13 protein-coding genes are annotated in these 18,044 nt (G+C 57.4%); 5 read left to right on the top strand and 8 right to left on the bottom strand.

Annotated features, from left to right (window positions below):
• Positions 1-192 precede the first annotated feature (192 nt).
• Positions 193-4,365, top strand: a complete 4,173-nt coding sequence (locus tag Q4P78_RS02840; RefSeq protein ID WP_303338803.1) for an FtsK/SpoIIIE domain-containing protein — start codon at positions 193-195, stop codon at positions 4,363-4,365.
• Here Q4P78_RS02840 and Q4P78_RS02835 read toward each other — a convergent pair.
• Positions 4,307-4,786, bottom strand: coding sequence for a hypothetical protein (locus tag Q4P78_RS02835; protein WP_303338802.1), 480 nt, complete (start codon positions 4,784-4,786; stop codon positions 4,307-4,309). The two genes, Q4P78_RS02840 and Q4P78_RS02835, sit on opposite strands and share 59 nt — an antisense overlap.
• Before the next feature lie 481 nt (positions 4,787-5,267).
• Here Q4P78_RS02835 and Q4P78_RS02830 point away from each other — a divergent pair, with 481 nt between their 5' ends.
• Positions 5,268-5,516, top strand: coding sequence for a WhiB family transcriptional regulator (locus Q4P78_RS02830; protein ID WP_303338800.1), 249 nt, complete (start codon positions 5,268-5,270; stop codon positions 5,514-5,516).
• Between the two features lie 201 nt (positions 5,517-5,717).
• Here the strand turns inward: Q4P78_RS02830 and Q4P78_RS02825 are convergent, their stop codons facing one another.
• The 3 genes from Q4P78_RS02825 to Q4P78_RS02815 form a co-directional block, all read right to left on the bottom strand.
• Positions 5,718-7,277 carry a sensor histidine kinase gene (locus tag Q4P78_RS02825; protein ID WP_303338798.1) on the bottom strand — a complete coding sequence of 520 codons (1,560 nt, stop codon included), beginning with the start codon at positions 7,275-7,277 and terminating at the stop codon, positions 5,718-5,720.
• A gap of 137 nt (positions 7,278-7,414) precedes the next feature.
• Positions 7,415-9,352 (bottom strand): AAA family ATPase, encoded by a 1,938-nt coding sequence (locus Q4P78_RS02820; protein ID WP_303338797.1) that lies wholly within the window; start codon positions 9,350-9,352, stop codon positions 7,415-7,417.
• A gap of 2 nt (positions 9,353-9,354) precedes the next feature.
• The gene (locus Q4P78_RS02815; RefSeq protein ID WP_303338796.1) at positions 9,355-10,050 is read right to left on the bottom strand and encodes an SAF domain-containing protein; all 696 of its coding nucleotides are present in this window, start codon (positions 10,048-10,050) and stop codon (positions 9,355-9,357) included.
• A 466-nt stretch (positions 10,051-10,516) separates the two neighbouring features.
• On the opposite strand from Q4P78_RS02815, the gene Q4P78_RS02810 reads away from it, so the two are divergent.
• Positions 10,517-10,759 carry a helix-turn-helix domain-containing protein gene (locus Q4P78_RS02810; protein WP_303338795.1) on the top strand — a complete coding sequence of 81 codons (243 nt, stop codon included), beginning with the start codon at positions 10,517-10,519 and terminating at the stop codon, positions 10,757-10,759.
• Between the two features lie 113 nt (positions 10,760-10,872).
• On the opposite strand, the gene Q4P78_RS02805 is transcribed toward Q4P78_RS02810, so the two are convergent.
• Positions 10,873-11,454, bottom strand: coding sequence for a hypothetical protein (locus Q4P78_RS02805; RefSeq protein WP_303338794.1), 582 nt, complete (start codon positions 11,452-11,454; stop codon positions 10,873-10,875).
• 206 nt (positions 11,455-11,660) lie between these two features.
• Between Q4P78_RS02805 and Q4P78_RS02800 the strand changes: the two genes are divergently transcribed.
• Positions 11,661-12,398: a LysM peptidoglycan-binding domain-containing protein gene (locus Q4P78_RS02800; protein WP_303338793.1), complete on the top strand. Its 738-nt coding sequence runs from the start codon at positions 11,661-11,663 to the stop codon at positions 12,396-12,398.
• Between the two features lie 67 nt (positions 12,399-12,465).
• Entirely contained in the window at positions 12,466-13,233 is a 768-nt protein-coding gene (locus Q4P78_RS02795) for an Rv3235 family protein (RefSeq protein WP_303338792.1), read from the top strand.
• A gap of 83 nt (positions 13,234-13,316) precedes the next feature.
• Here Q4P78_RS02795 and secA read toward each other — a convergent pair whose 3' ends face one another.
• The 3 genes from secA to Q4P78_RS02780 all read right to left on the bottom strand — a co-directional run bounded on the left by secA (position 13,317) and on the right by Q4P78_RS02780 (position 18,033).
• Entirely contained in the window at positions 13,317-15,923 is a 2,607-nt protein-coding gene (secA, locus tag Q4P78_RS02790) for a preprotein translocase subunit SecA (RefSeq protein ID WP_303338791.1), read from the bottom strand.
• Between the two features lie 333 nt (positions 15,924-16,256).
• Entirely contained in the window at positions 16,257-16,901 is a 645-nt protein-coding gene (gene raiA, locus Q4P78_RS02785) for a ribosome-associated translation inhibitor RaiA (RefSeq protein ID WP_303338790.1), read from the bottom strand.
• Between the two features lie 256 nt (positions 16,902-17,157).
• Positions 17,158-18,033 (bottom strand): ComF family protein, encoded by an 876-nt coding sequence (locus Q4P78_RS02780; protein ID WP_303338789.1) that lies wholly within the window; start codon positions 18,031-18,033, stop codon positions 17,158-17,160.
• Between the last annotated feature and the right edge of the window lie 11 nt (positions 18,034-18,044).

Raw genomic sequence — 18,044 nt, 5'->3', positions numbered from 1 at the left:
AGCTGAGCTGATCAAAAGAGGTCATTGTTCTGTCATAAAAGTGCTAATTTACCGAAATATGACAGAGCGCAGGTCTGTGATAGGCCGCTAGAACTGTGGATAACTTTGGGTTTGATAGTTTTGAGCCCGGTTATCCACAGATACGCGTTGAGGTCATTGAGGCGGACTGTTGAGAAGCGATAGATATATGCCATGACTATTGATATTCTCTGTCCTCATCCCGAGAGCGAATACCCTGCCCTCTGCCGTCTTGAGGGAGGCACACCCGTGCAGGCGCTTATGGCCCCGGCTCTGCGCGCCAGTTTTCAGCGTGTGAGCGGATCTGATAAGCCCCTGAGCTGTTCGGGTGAACACCTGCCCATTATTTCCGCTCTATCCCCTGCGCCCGAGCAGCCACAGAGCATTAGCGTACTGAGCATTATTCGAGGCCCAGATGCGGGGCGTTCCTTTGCTCTGCACCGCGGGGATAATAGCGTGGGCAGGCACGCCGAGTTCAGCATTGACGATCCCCTGCTGGCGCCCGAGGCTTTCTGTCTCAGCGTGCAGAGTGCGGGCATTAGCTATAAAGCTCGCGGCAATCCTGCGCCCGCTTCTCTGCTCAGGGCCTCCCCTAGCCCGTTCTCTCTTGGCGATGTGCCTCAAGCCTCTGAGAGCATTCCCCTGCCCTGGGGTGTGCCTTTTAGTGTGGGAGGTAGCGAGTTTATTCTCTCCCCGCCGCAGCCCTCCAGTGCTGCCGGCACCCCGAAGGCGCATTCCCTACGTGCCGAGAGCCCCGTATCCATCTCCCCCTGCGAGCCGTTGGCTGTCTCTATGCCCGCCCAACGGCCGCTGGTGCAGATTCTGCTCATGATTTTTATGCCGCTGATTATGGGTGGTGCCATTGCCTTCATGACCGGTATGTGGTTCTTTATGATCATGGCGGTGGCGTCCAGCGCCATGATGGCGGTGCATCAGCTCAGCTCCGGCGGATCCGGCGCCAAAGAATATATTCGTACTCTTCGAGAGCAGGATCTGCAGCGTGCCCGGGCTCTGAGTTCAGCGGGCTCTATTGCTTTAGGTTCTGCTGCCTCCTCCGAGGTAATGGTGCTCGGTACCGGTCAGCGAGCCGCCTTTCTGAGCGGTATGCGTCTGCCTCAGAAAATACTCGCCCCGCATGATAATGCACCTCACTATATTCCGCGTCCCCGTGCCGACCAGGCCCATTGGGTCAGTCTGGATCCTGCTCAGTTGCGCGCTTATCTTCTTCAGCTGGTGGCGGCAGATCAGCGGGTGCACATTCTCTGCCCCGAGGATACTCCCGTTTCATTAAGCGAGCTTTTTCTGGTGCTCAGTGTGCACCCCCGAGTGCAGATGTATCGCGGTACGCCCGCCTGCCAAGAGCTATGTGATTCCCTCTCCCGTCAGAGAGAAAAAACTAGTGGTTTATTACGTAGCGCTCAGCCGCTGGAGGATATTGTGCTAACTGCCGACACTCCCCTGCTGCGCGCTCTGCTGGCTCGCCACTCTATGGAGGGTGCATTGGTGCTGTGCAGCGATCGCAAAACCTACGCGGAGCAGGCTCTCGGGGAGCTGCCCATTGCTCACTATAGGATTATCTCTTCCGGCGCCAATGGCAGCTCGATTAGCTATAGCACCCGTCATATTCCGCAGGTGGCTCTGCGTGAGAATGTTATCGGCAATCATCCACTCAATGCTCGGGGTGAATGCCTGCGCGCCGATGGTCTGAGCGTGGAGTCCCTGCTGCAGGCGCTGGAATATTGCGCCCGCGCTGAGCGCAAGCGCGCCGAGTCCCGCGCTCAGGATGCCTCCAGCGTGCATTCTGCCGCTCAACGTATGTCCCAGATGGGAGAGGCGTCCATGGGCTTTAGCGTGCAGAATGCCCCCGAACGCTGGGCGGCGCAACGCTACACCACCGATCTGCTCTTTTATCTGGGTGCTTCTACCTCTGGGGCTCTGAATATGGGGTTGAGCAGTGACGGTCCGCATTGGCTGGTGGGCGGTACCACCGGCGCCGGTAAATCCCAACTGCTGCGCTCCCTGATTCTCTCGGCTGCTCTGCGCTACGGGCCGGAGCGCTTGGGGTTCATTCTGGTGGATTTTAAGGGTTCTGCGGGTCTGGGGCCTTTAGCTCAGCTGCCGCACACTCTGAGTATGCTCAGTAATTTTGACCTTTCGGCGGTTCAGCGCGCCCTGGATTTTTTGAGAGCCGATATTAGCCGCCGCGAGCGCGATTTGCAAGCGTTGACGGTCAACTCCTATAAGGATTATTTGCGCCTGTGCGAGCGCGATCAGAGCGTGCCTAAGTACCCGGAGATTGTGATTGTGGTCGATGAGTTCCGCATGCTTATTGAGAGTATGCCCGAGGCGATGACGGAGCTAATGCGCATTGCGACCATTGGTCGTTCCCTGGGTATTCACCTGATTTTGGCGACTCAGCGCCCGCAGGGTGCTATTAGTCAGGATATTCGTGCGAATATTGCCGCCAATATTTGTTTGCGTGTTGCTAGCGAGCAGGATTCCTATAATCTGCTGGGTCATTATCAGGCGGCTGCTATTCCGGCGTCCTGCCCGGGTGCTGGTTTTGTGTCCCTGCCAGATGGCCGCAATCTGCCCTTCCGCGCTCCCCTGGTGGATGCTCTTCCGGCGTCTCATACCGAGCCCGTATTGCGGCTAAGTCTGGTGACGCCTACGGGTGAGAAACTACTGGCTGATACGACCCCTGAGGTTCAGGCTTCTGAAAGCGGCGGTTTTGAGGGTGAGGATGCGCAGGTTCTGCGCGCTATTGAGCCTCTGCTATCTTTTGCCTCCCATCCGCTGGTTCATGTGCCCAAGCTGGGGATTCGGGGGCGAGAATATTGCCCGATTCCTGAGGAACTGCAGGAGTATGTGCCCTGCGAGTATCCTGCCACAGGCTACCATCTGGGCTCTCTTGAGATTGCGCGTTATGGCATTCGCTCTTCCTATATCTGGGGTGCGTGGAATAGCTCATCTGGCGCTGAGTCTGGCACCGAACAGGGGTCCACTGCACCCGGTGTGCTCTCCGTGGTGGCTTCTACCGCTGAGCGTGCTGCCTTCCTCAATTCTCTGATTGCTCAGGGAATCCGTGCGGGAGCTCCGGTGATTATTATGACCGCCGATGCCGGATATTATCGTCAACTCTCAGCGATTGATTCTGCGCCCTGGGTGCTGGTGGGACCGGCTGAAATCCGCCATTTTTCCTTTGTGCTCTCCGCTCTGGAAGCTGGCTTTGAGTCGGATATACCGCCGCTGCTGATTCTGGACGGTTTGGATAGCTGGTTGGAGGCTATGCTGCGTGAGCAGGCGGTGGAGTCGCGCCTTTATACGGTACTGGATGCTGTGCAGCGTAGCGGCTATCGCTGCGTAGTGACCAGTTCTCAGGCTCTGCGGTCCAAGGCGGCGGCTTTGACGCACTCTATCCTGCTGACCCGCCGCGCGGTGGAGTCTGATATGCTGCGTAAAAATGCGAAGGCCTATCCTCTGCCCGCCCCTACCCATATGACGGTGGAGGGCGCTATTCTCTCATCTCTGGTGGGAGATGTTCCCCTGGAGGCGGCTCTCATGGCTCCGGTTCATCTGCCGGTTCAGGAGTTTAGCGAGCGTCTTTCCTCAATAGCCGCCGGGGCAGAATCAGCACACCGCCCTCTCTCTTCCCGCGACCGTGCGGCTCTGGATAGCCTGGGCCAATTTAGCGCCGAGCCTCTGGCGCTCTCTGAAGAGCTCGTCCTGCGTCGAGCCCTGGCCCAGTCATCTACCGTCAAGCCGGCTCAGGCTGAATCGAACCTATTACTGGGTCTAGACCGTATGGGTTCGCCGGTATCTCTGACAATTCCTGCCGGTGGCTGTGTGCCCTGTTCCGGCGCACCCGGTAGCGGTGTGAGCCATCTGCTGCGCATGCTCACGCGCTTGAACCCCGGCTATGCGGCGGTACATATTACCGGAGCCGAGTGCACCACCGAGAGCCTACAGCAGCTGCTAGATAGTGCGCACGAGCCGCAGAATACTCTGCTTCTGATCGATGATTTGCAGTATATGCCCGCCGATGTTCAGCGTCTATTGCAGAACTGCCTCAAAGATTTCCGCGCTACTATTGTGGGCTACGCGCCCTGGCAGCGTTGGATGTCTTCTCCCCTGCTCATGGCACTTTCGGGCTGCTCGCGCGCTATTTTTATGGCACCAAAAAGCCCGGCGGATACCGATATTTGCGCTATGGCTCCTCTGCCGGAGGATCGCATGAGCGCCGGTGTGCAGCCGCCGGGCCGTGCAGTGGTGGTTGATGGTTCGAGCTCTATCGCATGCCAGATTCCCTACGACGTGCTTTCTCGCTCTCCTCAATCTCGGTCATAGCGTCAATATAGTCACCGGTGGTGGGCCAGAAAATACCGCCCAGGCTCACCACCGCGGCAATCATACCGATCCACACCTGCACATGGGTGAGCAGCGGCAGCTGAAAGAGGATATTGGCAAAGTACAGGCTGTAGAGCTGAGCGCCGAAGTTCACCCCGGCAATCAGCGCAATAAAAATGGAGTAGAGGCGGGCGCGACTCTTGCCCTTATAGAAACGGTAGCCGGTCAGCACTACCAGGGAGCCAATGACCACATTAATAATGCCGTTTGCTACCAAGTTCTGGTTTCCGGAGGCTACCGTAAAAAAGGGCGCCAGGACACCGTGCAGAATCAGCGCCAGGCCGATGAGCGCGGTGGAGGCAGCGGAAATGCTCACGCTGAGCGGGATAGCGGGGAGGTCTTCTTCGGGGGTGATGGTCATGCTCTACCTTTAGCTCGTGCGATAGTTAGGGAGCCTATGAAGAGCGCCCGGTTTTATTGTACTCTGCGCACTGTGTACAGGCTGTGTACACGCTGGGTGCGCATATTGTACTGCTGATAGAAACTATGGCGTGCCTCTCGTACCCGCCAGTCTCTATCCACAGGCTCAGAACGGAGGCGATATACGCTCGGAGAAAAAGCCCGGAATCTCGCGGAATATGCGGGAATATTTATAGAGACACACTGTTGATAAAGTTAGGCTTTCCTTGAACTACAGGGATTCCTAAGTGATGGAAACCATGCATATTTTAGGGTTGAATTCACCTAAAGCCCTTGTAATGAGCCTGCAATCATGCGAAAGTAGATAAGTCGCACATGCCCCCGAGAAAAACGGGGGTTACTTTATTCGCATCACACAATTTTTCAGCGTGTATCTCGCCCGTACCGAGATGCACCCAACCGATACTAAAGGAGGTCCAGCTGTGGATTGGCGTAGCCGTGCTGCTTGCTTGGATAAGGACCCTGAACTGTTCTTCCCCGTTGGAAACACCGGACCTGCTCTGCTGCAGATTGAAGAAGCAAAGACCGTATGCCGCTCCTGCGAGGTCATCGACATTTGCCTGAAGTGGGCCATCGACACCGGCCAGGACTCCGGCGTGTGGGGTGGCACCAGCGAAGACGAGCGCCGCGCTCTGAAGCGTCGCGCAGCTCGCGCCCGCCGTGCATCCTAAGCTGCACAGCATCCTTAGCGTATAACTCAGCGCGGGATTCCTTGAGAGGAATCCCGCGCTGAGTTTCTCTACGGCGCTACGATCTAGCGGGCATTTTATCCGCACCACTCATAAGCAGCGCCCGTACAGACCAGGGATACACATAGTGCCGGGCTTCCTTATGAAGAAGCCCGGCACTATCTATAGCCTGATATTGCTCTGCTAGGAGAGCTGAGCGCTAATAATCACGCGAGTACCGGTGGGTTCATTGGGCTCCCAACGGATCGACCCGTTCAGCTCGCTCGCCACCAGGGTACGCACAATCTGCATACCTAAGCCCTCACGCTCATTACCGGGGCGGAAAGCGCTCACGCCGGATTCTTCGATTACCTTATCTCCCATGCCCTTACCGTTATCGGTAATAATTACGGTGAGAGTATCCTGCCCGTGCTCATTGCGCTCGCGCACACCCTCCAGGGTCACGGTACCGGCACCGCCCTCCAGGCCGTGTTCCACCGCATTGGCGGCAATCTCATTAATGACCAGAGCCAGGGGCGTAGCGAATTGGCTGGGCAGAGAGCCAAAGGAACCCAGAATCTTCGTATCAATACGCTGACCGGGCGAGGCAAGCTCAGCGGCCAGATGGAATTGACGCTCAATCAGCTCGTCAAACTCCACATTCTGAGTCAGGCCCTGGGAGAGAGCCTCGTGCACGGTGGCAATGGTAGCCACGCGGCGCATTGCCTGTTCCAGGCCCTGACGCGCCTCATCAGTGGTCATACGGCGCGATTGCAGGCGCAGCAGAGCGGAAACGGTCTGCAGATTATTCTTCACGCGGTGGTGAATTTCGCGAATGGTCGCGTCCTTAGTCATAAGCTCCAGCTCGCGGCGACGCAGCTCGGTCACATCGCGCAGCAGCAGCAGAGCGCCGTGACGCTCAATACCGGTGGGGGTTAGACGGCGCAGAGGAATAGAGCGCACAACCACTCGGGTCTTACCGATATGCAGCTCGGCGCGAGTGTCTTCGCGACCGCCCAGCACCAGCTGAAGGATCTCATCGGCTTCTTCTCCGGCAGGCAGCATGGCGCGGGTGGCATCCGCCAGATTCAAATCTTCCAAATAACCTTCGCGACCCATACGACCGTACATAGAGGTCGCATTGGGGGATGCGAACATAACGGTACCCTCAGCATTGAGAATAATGGTGCCGTCGGTGACGCGCGGGTTGCCGTGAGTATTGCTATCCTGCGCCAGGGAGTCGGGCCACAGGCCGGTGTGCACCATATCCAGCAGGCTCTTGCCCACCTCATAGTAGATATTCTCGCTGCGTGCGGGCTTGCGGCTGGCAAAAGGCAGGGTGTGCACGCTCAGCAGCGCCACGGTGCGGCTATTGCGCACAATGGGCACCAGCTTAATCTGCACATTGAGACCTTCAAAGGTATCTTCCACGCTAAAAGTGTGAATATGCTGGTCCGCCCAGAGCAGGCTGGCTGCCTCGCGCATGGTTTCGTCCATAGAGCTACCCACCGGGTCGTGACGGAAGAGGGTGTGCACATTGGAGGGGCGCACATGCGCAATGGCGGTAAAGGCGCTATCGGGAGCCGGACCGGAGATAGGGGCGTTCACGCCATCAGCCACCACATAGTGATCGGGGAACCACAGTACCAAATCGCTGTGGGCGACGTCGGCAATAATCTGCCATTCGCTCACAATCAGGTGAATCCATTCGGCGTCTCCGGGGCCGAAATCGCCGGTCTGCAGAATAATGTCGGTAAAAGACACGCTACTCCCTCTGGGTTAGAGTCACTTACAACCATTCTACCCGTTGGAGGGCTTTTTCTCCTTTTATGACGGTGCCCCCTCGCGCTGGACATCTTAGCGAGCGCGAGGGGGCACACCGATACCGCGAAGAGGGCTGTCTAGGAGTAATGCACCAGGGAGAGGGATTTATACATTGCCTCCATATCGCGGGCAAAGCGGCTGCGCGGGGCTGCCTGCATGACCAGCTGACCACGCTCAATAGCTTTGGAGAGCGCGCGGTGGTCGTAGCCAATAAATTGCGGTTCGGGGGCGTCCTCCCCGCTAAAGGCTGCCCAGGCGCGGCGAATCTCATCCTTGGCGGAGAAACGCGAAATATCGGCGTGCATTTTCGTCAGCCACACCGAGCACTCCACGGTGGGTGAAATATTATGCCCGGAAGAGTGCAGTCTCTGCCAGGCACGCACCGCGCGAGGTACACCAATGGGATTGGCAACTCCCAGCAGCAGTATCTGCGCCGCTTCTTCCAGAGCCACAATGGAGGCGCCATTTCTGCGCGGGGCGGGCATATCAAAGCCGTCGTCCTCGTGTTCAATACTCGGGGCGATATCCACAATAATCACCTCGTAGTACAGGCGCAGATATTCCAGCACCGCGCGGAAGGCGCTCTCTCGCACTTCATGCCAGCGTTCAGCCTGCACCACCCCGCTAATCAGGTCAAAGTGGAAGGTGTTTACAGGGATCCGCTGGGCGGCGCGGGCGAGAGCGTGTTCATCCAGCAGGCCGCGTTCGGCGGCACGGCAGAGCTGAGAGAGCCCGGCGTGTTCGTGCTCCATATAGAGCAGGGCGCTCAGGGAGGGCGCGTAGGTGTCGGCGTCAATGACGCACACGCGGTGCCCGCATTTGGCGGCGTGCGCGGCGAGATTAATCGCGACGGTGGACCTACCGGGCGCTCCCTCGGTGCCCCAGATGGTAATGACCGAGCCCTTGCCTGGGTTCTGTTCGCGGTAGTCCTCGGGGCTGGGGGCGGCGGGGCGCAGAATATCCAGACCCATATTGTGGGTCTTGGGTTTGCGGCTCGTTTTGGGCGTTTTGGAGGTGCGCTTTGAGCGCTTGGATTTCTCCGGGGTGGGGCTCTGAGCGGTACTATTTACAGGCTGAGGACCGGCAGCGCGGGGTACCGCTTGAGCTTGGATAGCGGCGGCGGGTGCTAGTGCCCGAGGTACTGCCGTCTGCGCGGGAGCCTGAATTGTGTTCGCAGGAGCCTGAACTGTGTTCACTGGAGTCTGAACTGTACGCGCGGGTGGGGGTAGATTGGGAACGCCGGTGGCGCTCTGAACCGTGATCTTCGGGTTTAGGTTTGGAGCGGGTGTACCTGCGGGTAGTTTAATGGGCGCGGTCATCACTAGAGGCGCGTTCGAAGCAGCTGAGGGCGCCGGCGCTGCCGATGGTGACGGTACCGTGGCGCGAGTCGCCGGAGCGCCCTGTGCTAGGGGGTTGGGCTGGCTCTGAGTAGGAACACTCTGTGCAGAAGTATTCTGTACGGAAATATTCTGCACTGGCTGAGAATGCGCAGGCGCAGCAGATATAGGAGCGCTCGAAGCGTTCATTGTCCGGCGTGCAGCAGCCTGAGTTTGAGCCCTAACCTGAGCAGAACCCCGGACAGAGCCTTGCGCAGAATCGGCAAGATCAAAGCCATAGCCTCCTGCCGCGGGAGCATAAGCAGCGGCGGAAACACTTAGGCGTTCAGGTGCTGGAGCCAGTACCTCCGGGCGGGCAATAATAGTTTCAATCTCTTCCAGCATGCGCGCTATATCGGTGCTTGGAGTAATACGCCATAGTCCAGGAATTGCTGCGTACCCTCCGCTGGCAGCAATGGTTTTTACCCCGGAGGCAGCTAGCGAGGAGCAGACGCTCGCCGTAATAGCTCGGTCTTCAACGCAGAGAATCAGGGCGCGGGCAATGCCGGTGTGTGCAGCACCCAGCGCCTCGGAGAGTTCTTCGGCGTGTCGCGCCACGCTCAGAGCGCCGTGCTTGCGCTCAATGGCGTTGAGCAGGGTGCCGTCGTCTCGATAAAGAATAACCGCTGTATTACTCACTCTTAGTTCCCTTTCGCGCTCGGGGCGGCCCCTGCAGGCTGTGCCGGAACCATGCGCACAATATCCTTGCCGTTGGTTGCGGCAACCACATTGGTCAATTCTTCTTGACTGACCAGCACCTGCACGCTGGCTTTGCCGGTGGAGCCCAGTACGTTTTCTTCGCTATTAATGGAGACTATTTCGGCGTTATGGGCAATGGGCGCTGCTCCCTGTGTTTGCCCGTCGGCGCCGGTTTTGGAGGCGTTTTCGCCAATTACCCAAATGTCCACGCTATCGCCCGCGTGCAGGTGGGCAATGGTGTTTTTATCCATGGCAACGCTTACGGCGCGTCGATTTTGGGAGTACTCTGCGCTCACGGAGTCTTTGGAGATCAGGTTGCCGGCTGCCATATGGCGGTTTGCGTAACCGGTGGGCTTCTGGTCGGCAGCATAGTAGGAGCCTGCGCTATCGCCCAGGTTCATGGGGCGGGTTTGGAAGGCGCTCTCATCCAGTTTTTCGCCAATATGTATTTCGCGTGTAGCGACGTAGTAGTTCTGGGTGCTGTTGCTGCCTTGAGCGTAGCTTTGCACGCCGATAAAGGAGGCGGCGCAGAGTAGGAGGCCCAGCAGCATGCGGGGGTCGCGCAAGCGGGATGCATTCCGTCCTGCGGTGGACGGTTTAATCTCGGGCGCGCGGTACACGGTGGTTGGTTGTGTCACGCGGTGACCTTTCGGAAGAGCTCGCCGGTGTGCGAGCGGTGGTTGGTGTGTCGGAATTGATATATCGGTGCTCTCAATTCCGTTCATAGGCTAGCACGCGTCTGTGGAGAATACGATATATGAAGCAAATGTTACAAACACCAAATGAGATAATTCTGTAGATTCTATTGGTCAGAATGTGCGGTCTGAGTCACCAGGGGTGTATGATGGTCAAGGTCGTTCACTCCCAGAGAGCGTTTCTGTGGTCAAATCATGCATTTGATGCCATTTAATTCCCACTTGATGACGAATGACCGTGTTTCACTCTGCTAATCTGAAGTTTTGGAATATTTTATCTAAAACCCTTCATCTTCCAGCGTGGAGCTTCACATAAGGTGTATACTGATAGTACAGAGGGACATTACCCTCTCAGCAAGAATCAACGAGTTTGTTCCCTTCCGGAGCACCCATAGTCAGGAGTTTAAGTATGAATGCACCTCGTTTCTTGACTTTGAATGACGTCGCAGAAGAGCTGCAGGTGTCACTGAGCCAGGTTCGTGCTTTGGTGCGCAGCGGCGAACTGCCCGCAATTCAGATTGGCGGTCGTAACCAGTGGCGCATTGAGCGCACCCGCTTTGAGGAGTACATCGAAGATCGCCACTCCCAGACCCGCCAGGCTATTTCTGCACAGAAGAGCTCTAAGCGTTCCAAGGCCAAGGCAGAGGCATAACTCGCACGCCTACTACAGGTAGAGCCGGGAAAGAGTATTACTCTTTCCCGGCTCTACCTGTATTTTCGTAGCCCCTGATCGGCTATTTCAGCGCATTATGAGAGCCCCACCCCCTAGAGAGCACTTGAGCTCACAATAGCCGCAATGCCACCCAGGGGAATAATGCGCACGCTCCTGCGTGAAGCGCGGGATGACCCATAGAGTTCGGCTCCGGCGGGTTGCACCGGCAGCAGCTCCAGAAAATCGGCACCCACGCGCGCAATATAGCCGCTCATTTCCGCCACCTGAGCCCCAGGGGTGCCATATAAACTCAGGGTCACCACCTGACGGCTTGCACTATAGGCGCGCAGCATGACGGAAAAGCCCATACGATAACGCCCGACTCGCACATCGCTACGCCCCACATCCTCACTGCTTTCCCACCAGAGTATGGAGTGTGCGGGCACGACCGCACTATAGCTCTCCCCCAGCACCTGCAGCCAGCCATTACCCAGGGCGGCAAGCTGCCCGTGATAGTGTTGCCCATCGGCGGCGCAGAGAAGAACCCGTTCCCCCAGCAGTGGCGCCAGACGTTCTTGGAGGCTAATGCGGGAGTATTCAGCGCGTGCCGCTTCGCGCGTTTCGGCTTCCAGGGCCAGGCGCTGCTCGGCGTCAAAACGCAGTTCAAGATCGCGGAGATAGTGTTCCAGGTTCATAGTTTGAGGGTATAACTAAAGCTCAAGTTCTCCGAATGTTACGGACAGATACCTCATAAATGTGTGTTTTGGTGCCATTTGATACTTTATTTTCGTAATATTTGCTGATTTTGGCGTGTTGGCTTTACAAGACAGTGATACATGCGACAGTATATGAGTATCAAATTATCTCAAACGACATAGTTGAACGCTTTGAGGAGTCACCGATGAATACCAAAAGCACTCTCGGAGCATTGACGCTCAGCCTGATCTTTCCGGCAGCACTGGGTATTATGCTCTACCAGCTTCTGCAGCTCTATAGGCGCAGCAGCCTCTACGGTCAGCCCGTAGAACAGGCTCTACTACTGGGCGCTATGCTCTTCTGCGCCTTAAGTATCCTGTGGTGGGCTTTCAGCTGCCTAAGGTTCCAACGCTATACGCACCGCCTGCGCGAACTCTACCGTTCCCATCAGCTCGCCTCGGCTCTAGAGCAGCTCGAGCAGGGCTCGATTTTCCTACCGCGCTGGATGCGCCAGCTGGCTCTGAGTATGAGCGGCCTCAGCTTGAGCGCGGTCAGTACCTTCAGCGCTATTCCTGCTGCCCAAGCTCAAGGCACAGGGGCTCAGGAAACAGGAGTTCAGGAGGTCATCCTTCAGCAGGCATGGCAGATACACGAACATTCCTCGACACTGATAATGCATTCTAGCTCCGCATCGCCTTTCTTCCCGGCGACGCCGGACCCGCACGGCTTGCCAGAGAGTCACAGCCAGCATACGCCTCAGGAATACACCGTAGTGTGCGGGGATAATCTCTGGGATATTGCCCGCACAACCCTGGGGCCGGGAGCAACAAACGCTCAGATTATGGAGTACACCCTGCAGATTCACCGTCAGAATCAGCCTCCGTTGAGTTCCAATCCGCACCTGATTTATCCGGGAACCCGCTTGATTCTTCCGGCATATTAGAGCCTACAACGGGTCGAGCGAATCCCCTCCCACGCTATATCACCGATGATAAAAATCTTAAGGAGTTATGATGACATCCTTTATGCCCAATAACCCGGCACCGCAGCCGCAGAACCCCTACTACGCCCGCAAGCGCATGCCCAGTGCCCACACCGGTCGGCAGGCACGCACAGAGGCGGGACTGACCCTTACTCCCCTGCACCGTTATCGCCGTCAGCGCGCAGAGCAATACGCGCAGCAGGCTGCAGATAGCACCGATGTACAGAGCCCGCAGAGCGCACCCTCACCGGTGGCACCGAACGCTAAGCCCGCTCTGATCCCCTCACCCTTAGGATTGCGTGCACCCCGTGAGCATCTACGCCCCGGTGCCTCAGGTGCCAAAAAGCTCGCTTCGGTACGTGCCCGCCATGCCAAAGCGGCGCAGGCAAAAGCTCAGTCAGCGTCCCAGTCAGCGCAGCCGGCACCCATAACCCCGCGCTTTTCAAGCTCCGCACCGGATACTCAATCCCAGCAGATTCAGCGGATACAAACCCTCTGCTCGGGTCTGAGCGTGGCATTCTTTGAGTATTTGCAGGGCTCGCGTGCTTTTACTCATCTTGCTTCCTGGTGCACTCCCGAGTGCGGTGAGCAGATGCGCCGTTACCGTAGCCGTTCTGAGCACAGCATTGATTCGCGCGGGGCGGTACGAGTGCACCGCATTCACGTCTGCCGCGCCGCCGGAGCCCGCTTTGAGGTGCTGCTCTGGGTCACCGTGGGTACCCGCGCGATCATGGTGGCTATGCAGATGACCCGCCAGAATCACCGTATGGTCATTAGCGCTTTTGAATACGCCTAAACCCTCAGTGAAGACAGCACAATATACCGCACAGGGAGGTACCCCGTTACGGGGTACCTCCCTGTGCCGTGCTTTAGAAAAGCTTAGGATTCGCGGCTGGTAACCTCTACCTCGCCGTCCTCATTGGGTGCGGAGTACTGCAGGAACTTCGGGCGAGAAGGCGCCGCCAGCTGCACGCTGGACGCCTGAGTACGCTGCTTGGACAGGTCCAGGTTGAACAGGTAGGTCACGGTTTCCTCACGGATCGCGCCAATCATATCCTGGTACATGGTGTAGCCCTCGCGCTGGTATTCCACCAGCGGGTCACGCTGTGCCATGGCGCGCAGACCGATACCTTCCTTCAGGTAATCCATCTCGTAGAGGTGCTCGGGCCAGCGCTGACCGATAACCGAGAGCATCACGCGACGCTCAATCTCGCGCATAGCCTCTTCACCCACGGACTCCTCGCGCTCATCGTAGACAATGTGCGCATCCGCCAGGATTTCCTTAACCAGCAGCTCACGATCAATCTTCGCCTTGGAGCCGGCTTCTTCCGCCAGGTCATCCACACTCAAGTTGATCGGGTAGACGGTCTTGAGCGCATCCCAGAGCTCGTCAAAGTCCCAGTCCTCCGCGTGGCCTTCGGCAACGCGAGCATCAATGGTGCTGGTTAGGGTCTCGTCAATAAAGCTCTGGATCTGGTCCTTGAGGTCATCGCCCTGCAGGATCGCGGTGCGGTCCTTGTAGATCGCTTCACGCTGACGGTTGAGCACATCGTCATACTTGAGCACGTTCTTCCGCTGCTCAGCATTACGACCCTCAACATTCGCCTGGGCGTTAGCAATAGCGCGGGAGACCAGCTTGGATTCAATGGGGGCGTCCTCCGGGGCAACAGCCATCAGGCGGGTTGCCATGCCGGTATTGAACAGGCGCATCAAATCATCAGCCAGGGAGAGGTAGAATCGGGACTCGCCCGGGTCGCCCTGACGGCCGGAACGACCGCGCAGCTGGTTATCAATACGGCGCGATTCGTGACGTTCGGTACCCAGCACGTACAGGCCACCCAGTTCCTTGACTTCCTCATGCTCAGCCTTAGCGGCTTCTTCGCAATCGGCAAGGACATCCGGCCAGCGCTTCTCGTACTCTTCCGGGTTGGTGTTCGGATCCAGACCCAGCTGAGTCATCTTCTCAACGGCTTCGAATTCGGGGTTGCCGCCGAGCATAATATCGGTACCGCGACCGGCCATATTGGTTGCCACGGTGACAGCACCCTTGTGGCCCGCCTGCGCCACAATATGTGCCTCACGCGCATTGTTCTTCGCGTTGAGCACCTCGTGGCGAATACCGGCAGCGGTTAGCTGCTTGGAGAGGTACTCGGAGTTCTGCACGCTGGCAGTACCCACCAGCACCGGCTGGCCCTTTTCGTGGCGTTCTTTAATATCCTCGACAACCGCCTTGAACTTGGCAATCTCGTCGCGGTACACCTTATCGGGCTGATCCTTACGGTGCACGCCCTTATTGGTCGGGATGGCAACAACACCCAGCTCGTAGGTGTTCATGAACTCTGCCGCTTCGGTTTCAGCGGTACCGGTCATGCCCGAGAGCTTATCGTACATGCGGAAGTAATTCTGCAGGGTTACAGTCGCCATGGTCTGGTTCTCAGGCTTAATCTCGACGCCTTCCTTCGCCTCGATAGCCTGGTGGATACCGTCATTGTAGCGGCGGCCGGGCAGAATACGACCGGTGTGCTCGTCAACAATGAGCACCTCACCGTTGAGAACCACATAATCCTTATTATTGTGGAACAGCTCCTTAGCCTTAATGGCGTTGTTCAGGAAGCCAATCAGCGGGGTGTTCTTAGATTCGTAGAGGTTCTTAACACCCAGGTGATCCTCGACCTTATCAATACCGGGTTCAAGGATGCCCACGGTGCGCTTCTTCTCGTCCGCTTCGTAGTCTTCGCCCAGCTTGAGCTGCTCGCGAGCAATGCGCGCAAATTCGGCGTACCAGCGGTTTGCCTCGCCCGCTGCGGGACCGGAAATAATCAGAGGGGTACGTGCCTCATCAATCAGAATGGAGTCAACCTCGTCAATAATGGCGAAGTTGTGACCGCGCTGCACCTGCTCCTCGACGGTCCAGGCCATATTATCGCGCAGGTAGTCGAAGCCGAACTCATTATTGGTGCCGTAGGTAATATCAGCTTCGTACTGCTTGCGACGCTCGCTCGGATCCATATTGGACAGGATCACGCCGCACTCCATACCCAGGAAACGGAATACGCGACCCATCAGGTTCGCCTGGTATTCCGCCAGGTAGTCGTTCACGGTCACAATGTGCACGCCCTTGCCGGTCAGGGCGTTCAAGTATGCGGGCAGGGTTGCAACCAGGGTCTTACCTTCACCGGTCTTCATTTCAGCGATATTGCCCAGGTGCAGGGCAGCACCGCCCATAATCTGCACATCGTAGTGGCGCTTGCCCAGGGTTCGCTTGGAGGCTTCGCGCACCACAGCGAAGGCTTCGGGCAGCAGAACATCCAGGGACTCGCCATCTTCCACGCGCTTGCGGAATTCGTCGGTTTGCGAGCGCAGCTCTTCATCGCTCATCTCGGCGAAGGTGTCTTCCAGAGAGTTCACCAGCTCGGTGTACTTCTTCAGCTGGTTTAGAACCTTCTTATCACCGGTACGGAGGATTTTCTCAAGCAGAGATGCCACGTTACCCTGTGCTCCTTTTCTGTACGTTCCTTCACGGCGGGCGAGGAAGGGCGCGCGCCGTTTTGAGGCTTTCCTAACCCATTGTATGTTAGGGAGCCTGTTTCTACCTAAGTTCTACGCCAAGAGCGCGAGAATATTTTACTTTTCGGCTCTCTCACGCTATAGAGCGCTATCTGCGGCGTGGTCGTTGCGCTATTCCTAGATACAGCGCTACGGCACAATAACCCCCGCTGTGTCTATCCGATAGATATATACAGCGGGGGTTTCAAAGGAATGTACCGATGCTTTGCAGTACACGTATTCAGACTCTAGAGACTAGAGCGGGCTGAGCGTTTAGGACTGCCCATCCAGGGTGATACTGCCGTAGCTCCAGCCCTTACGGCGGTATGCCGCGGCGGGGGCGCCGGTTTCTGCATCAATATACAGGTAGAAGTCGTGACCGACCAGCTCCATGCGGTCCACTGCCTCGGCGGGGGTCAGGCGCTCACCGGCGAAGCTCTTACGGCGAATCTCGATCGGGGATGCTGCCTCGTCTTCCAGGGAGACCTCGGTGTCAAAGGCGGCTTCTTCAGCGGGAACATCCGAGAGCAGAATCTCGGTCAGGGCGATACCGTTATCGCCCACCACGGGAATGGAGCCGGTTGCATCGGCTACAGAGACGGGGTGCTTGCCGCCGTGCTTTTGCAGCTTACGACGGTCGCGTGCGCGGCGCAGGCGCTCGAGCAGTTTAACGTAGGTTTCATCGAAGACAGAGAACTTATCGTGCCCCTGACCTTCGGCGCGCAGTACCGGGCCGCGACCGCCTACGGTAATTTCAACGCGAATGGACTCGCCGCCCAGATGACCTTCCTTGGTGAACTTCACGTCAATGGTTTCCACACGGTCACCGAGCTGTTCAAACTTCTGGACCTTCTCTTCCACATGCTCCTGCAGGCGTTCAGAGATCTTGATGTTGCGGCCGTAGATGTTGACTTCCACGATTTCCCTCCAGTGGTGGTGGGTTTGCACCCCTGCCGGTTGACGGGGGTACCAGGAGCGCCTTCCTTGTGCGTCTCCTTGTCACCATTCTAGCGTGAATATGGTCTATGTCACTGAATATTACAGATTATGACAAAGGCTTTCTTCCTGAGCCAAACCCCTTGATTCCCACACTGCGCGCGGGATACACTGATATTTTGTGAGCATTTATGCATAAAGATGTGCTGATATACGCACCGCTCTCTACACATACCCTTTACTCAGGGACACGAACATAGCGCGCATCCAACACCTGCTGCTTATCCGGCACGCGCGCCAAAGTCACCGCGCCCACAGCAATAGCACCGGCAGCGTGCACGCATTCTAAAGCTGCCCTCATGGTCGCGCCCGAGGTGAACACATCATCAAAAACCAAGCAGGGACGCTGATAAAGGCGCGAAGCCCAGCCTTGAGCCACAGCAAAACGAGGCGCATTCCTATAGCGTTGCGCCATATTCAGGGACTTCTGCTCCCCCGCCGCCCCGTCACGAGAGCCCTGCCCTGAGAGCGAAGAGATCCCCAGAGCGCCCAGTAGCCGAGCACTAAAATTCTCCGAACAAAGAGAAAGAGCCGGTGCCGGCTGCAGCTCGATCTGAAATTCCCGCAACAGGGCACTACCCGGATGCTCACCGGAGTTCAAACGACGGCATGCATCCTCAATTAGCAGCTGGGCGGGATTATATCCGCGAGCGCGCAGGCTCGAGGCACGCGAGGGCGGATAAAGCACCGCAAGCTTCTGCCCCGGGTGAATACCAGCTAAGCTGTCGGTGGCGGAAAGTGCCCGCCCCATAGAAATCAGCAGAGCATCGGCGCAGGCACTAGAAAGCAGAGGCAGCGCATCGGTACGCCCGCCATTCTTAAACCCTAGCAACAGGGCGGGCACAATACCGGCATACCAGGCAGCAGAATCAACCGGGACATTGAGCGGAAACAATTGGCTGCCGTGCACCCAATACTGCGGAAAAGCCGTGAGCTGCACCCGCGCATAATCCACGCACACCGGGCACAGTCCACCCTCGCTGGCGCTTGATACCAGGGCGCGGGCGCACATAATGCACTGCGCGGGCGAAAAAAGTTCAGCGGCGGCACGCATACTCAAGAATC

Source organism: Rothia sp. (in: high G+C Gram-positive bacteria), from assembly GCF_030540545.1.
Taxonomy (GTDB): domain Bacteria; phylum Actinomycetota; class Actinomycetes; order Actinomycetales; family Micrococcaceae; genus Rothia.
Note: the sequence above shows the minus strand (reverse complement) of the source record. Positions and strands in the feature narration are given on the sequence as shown.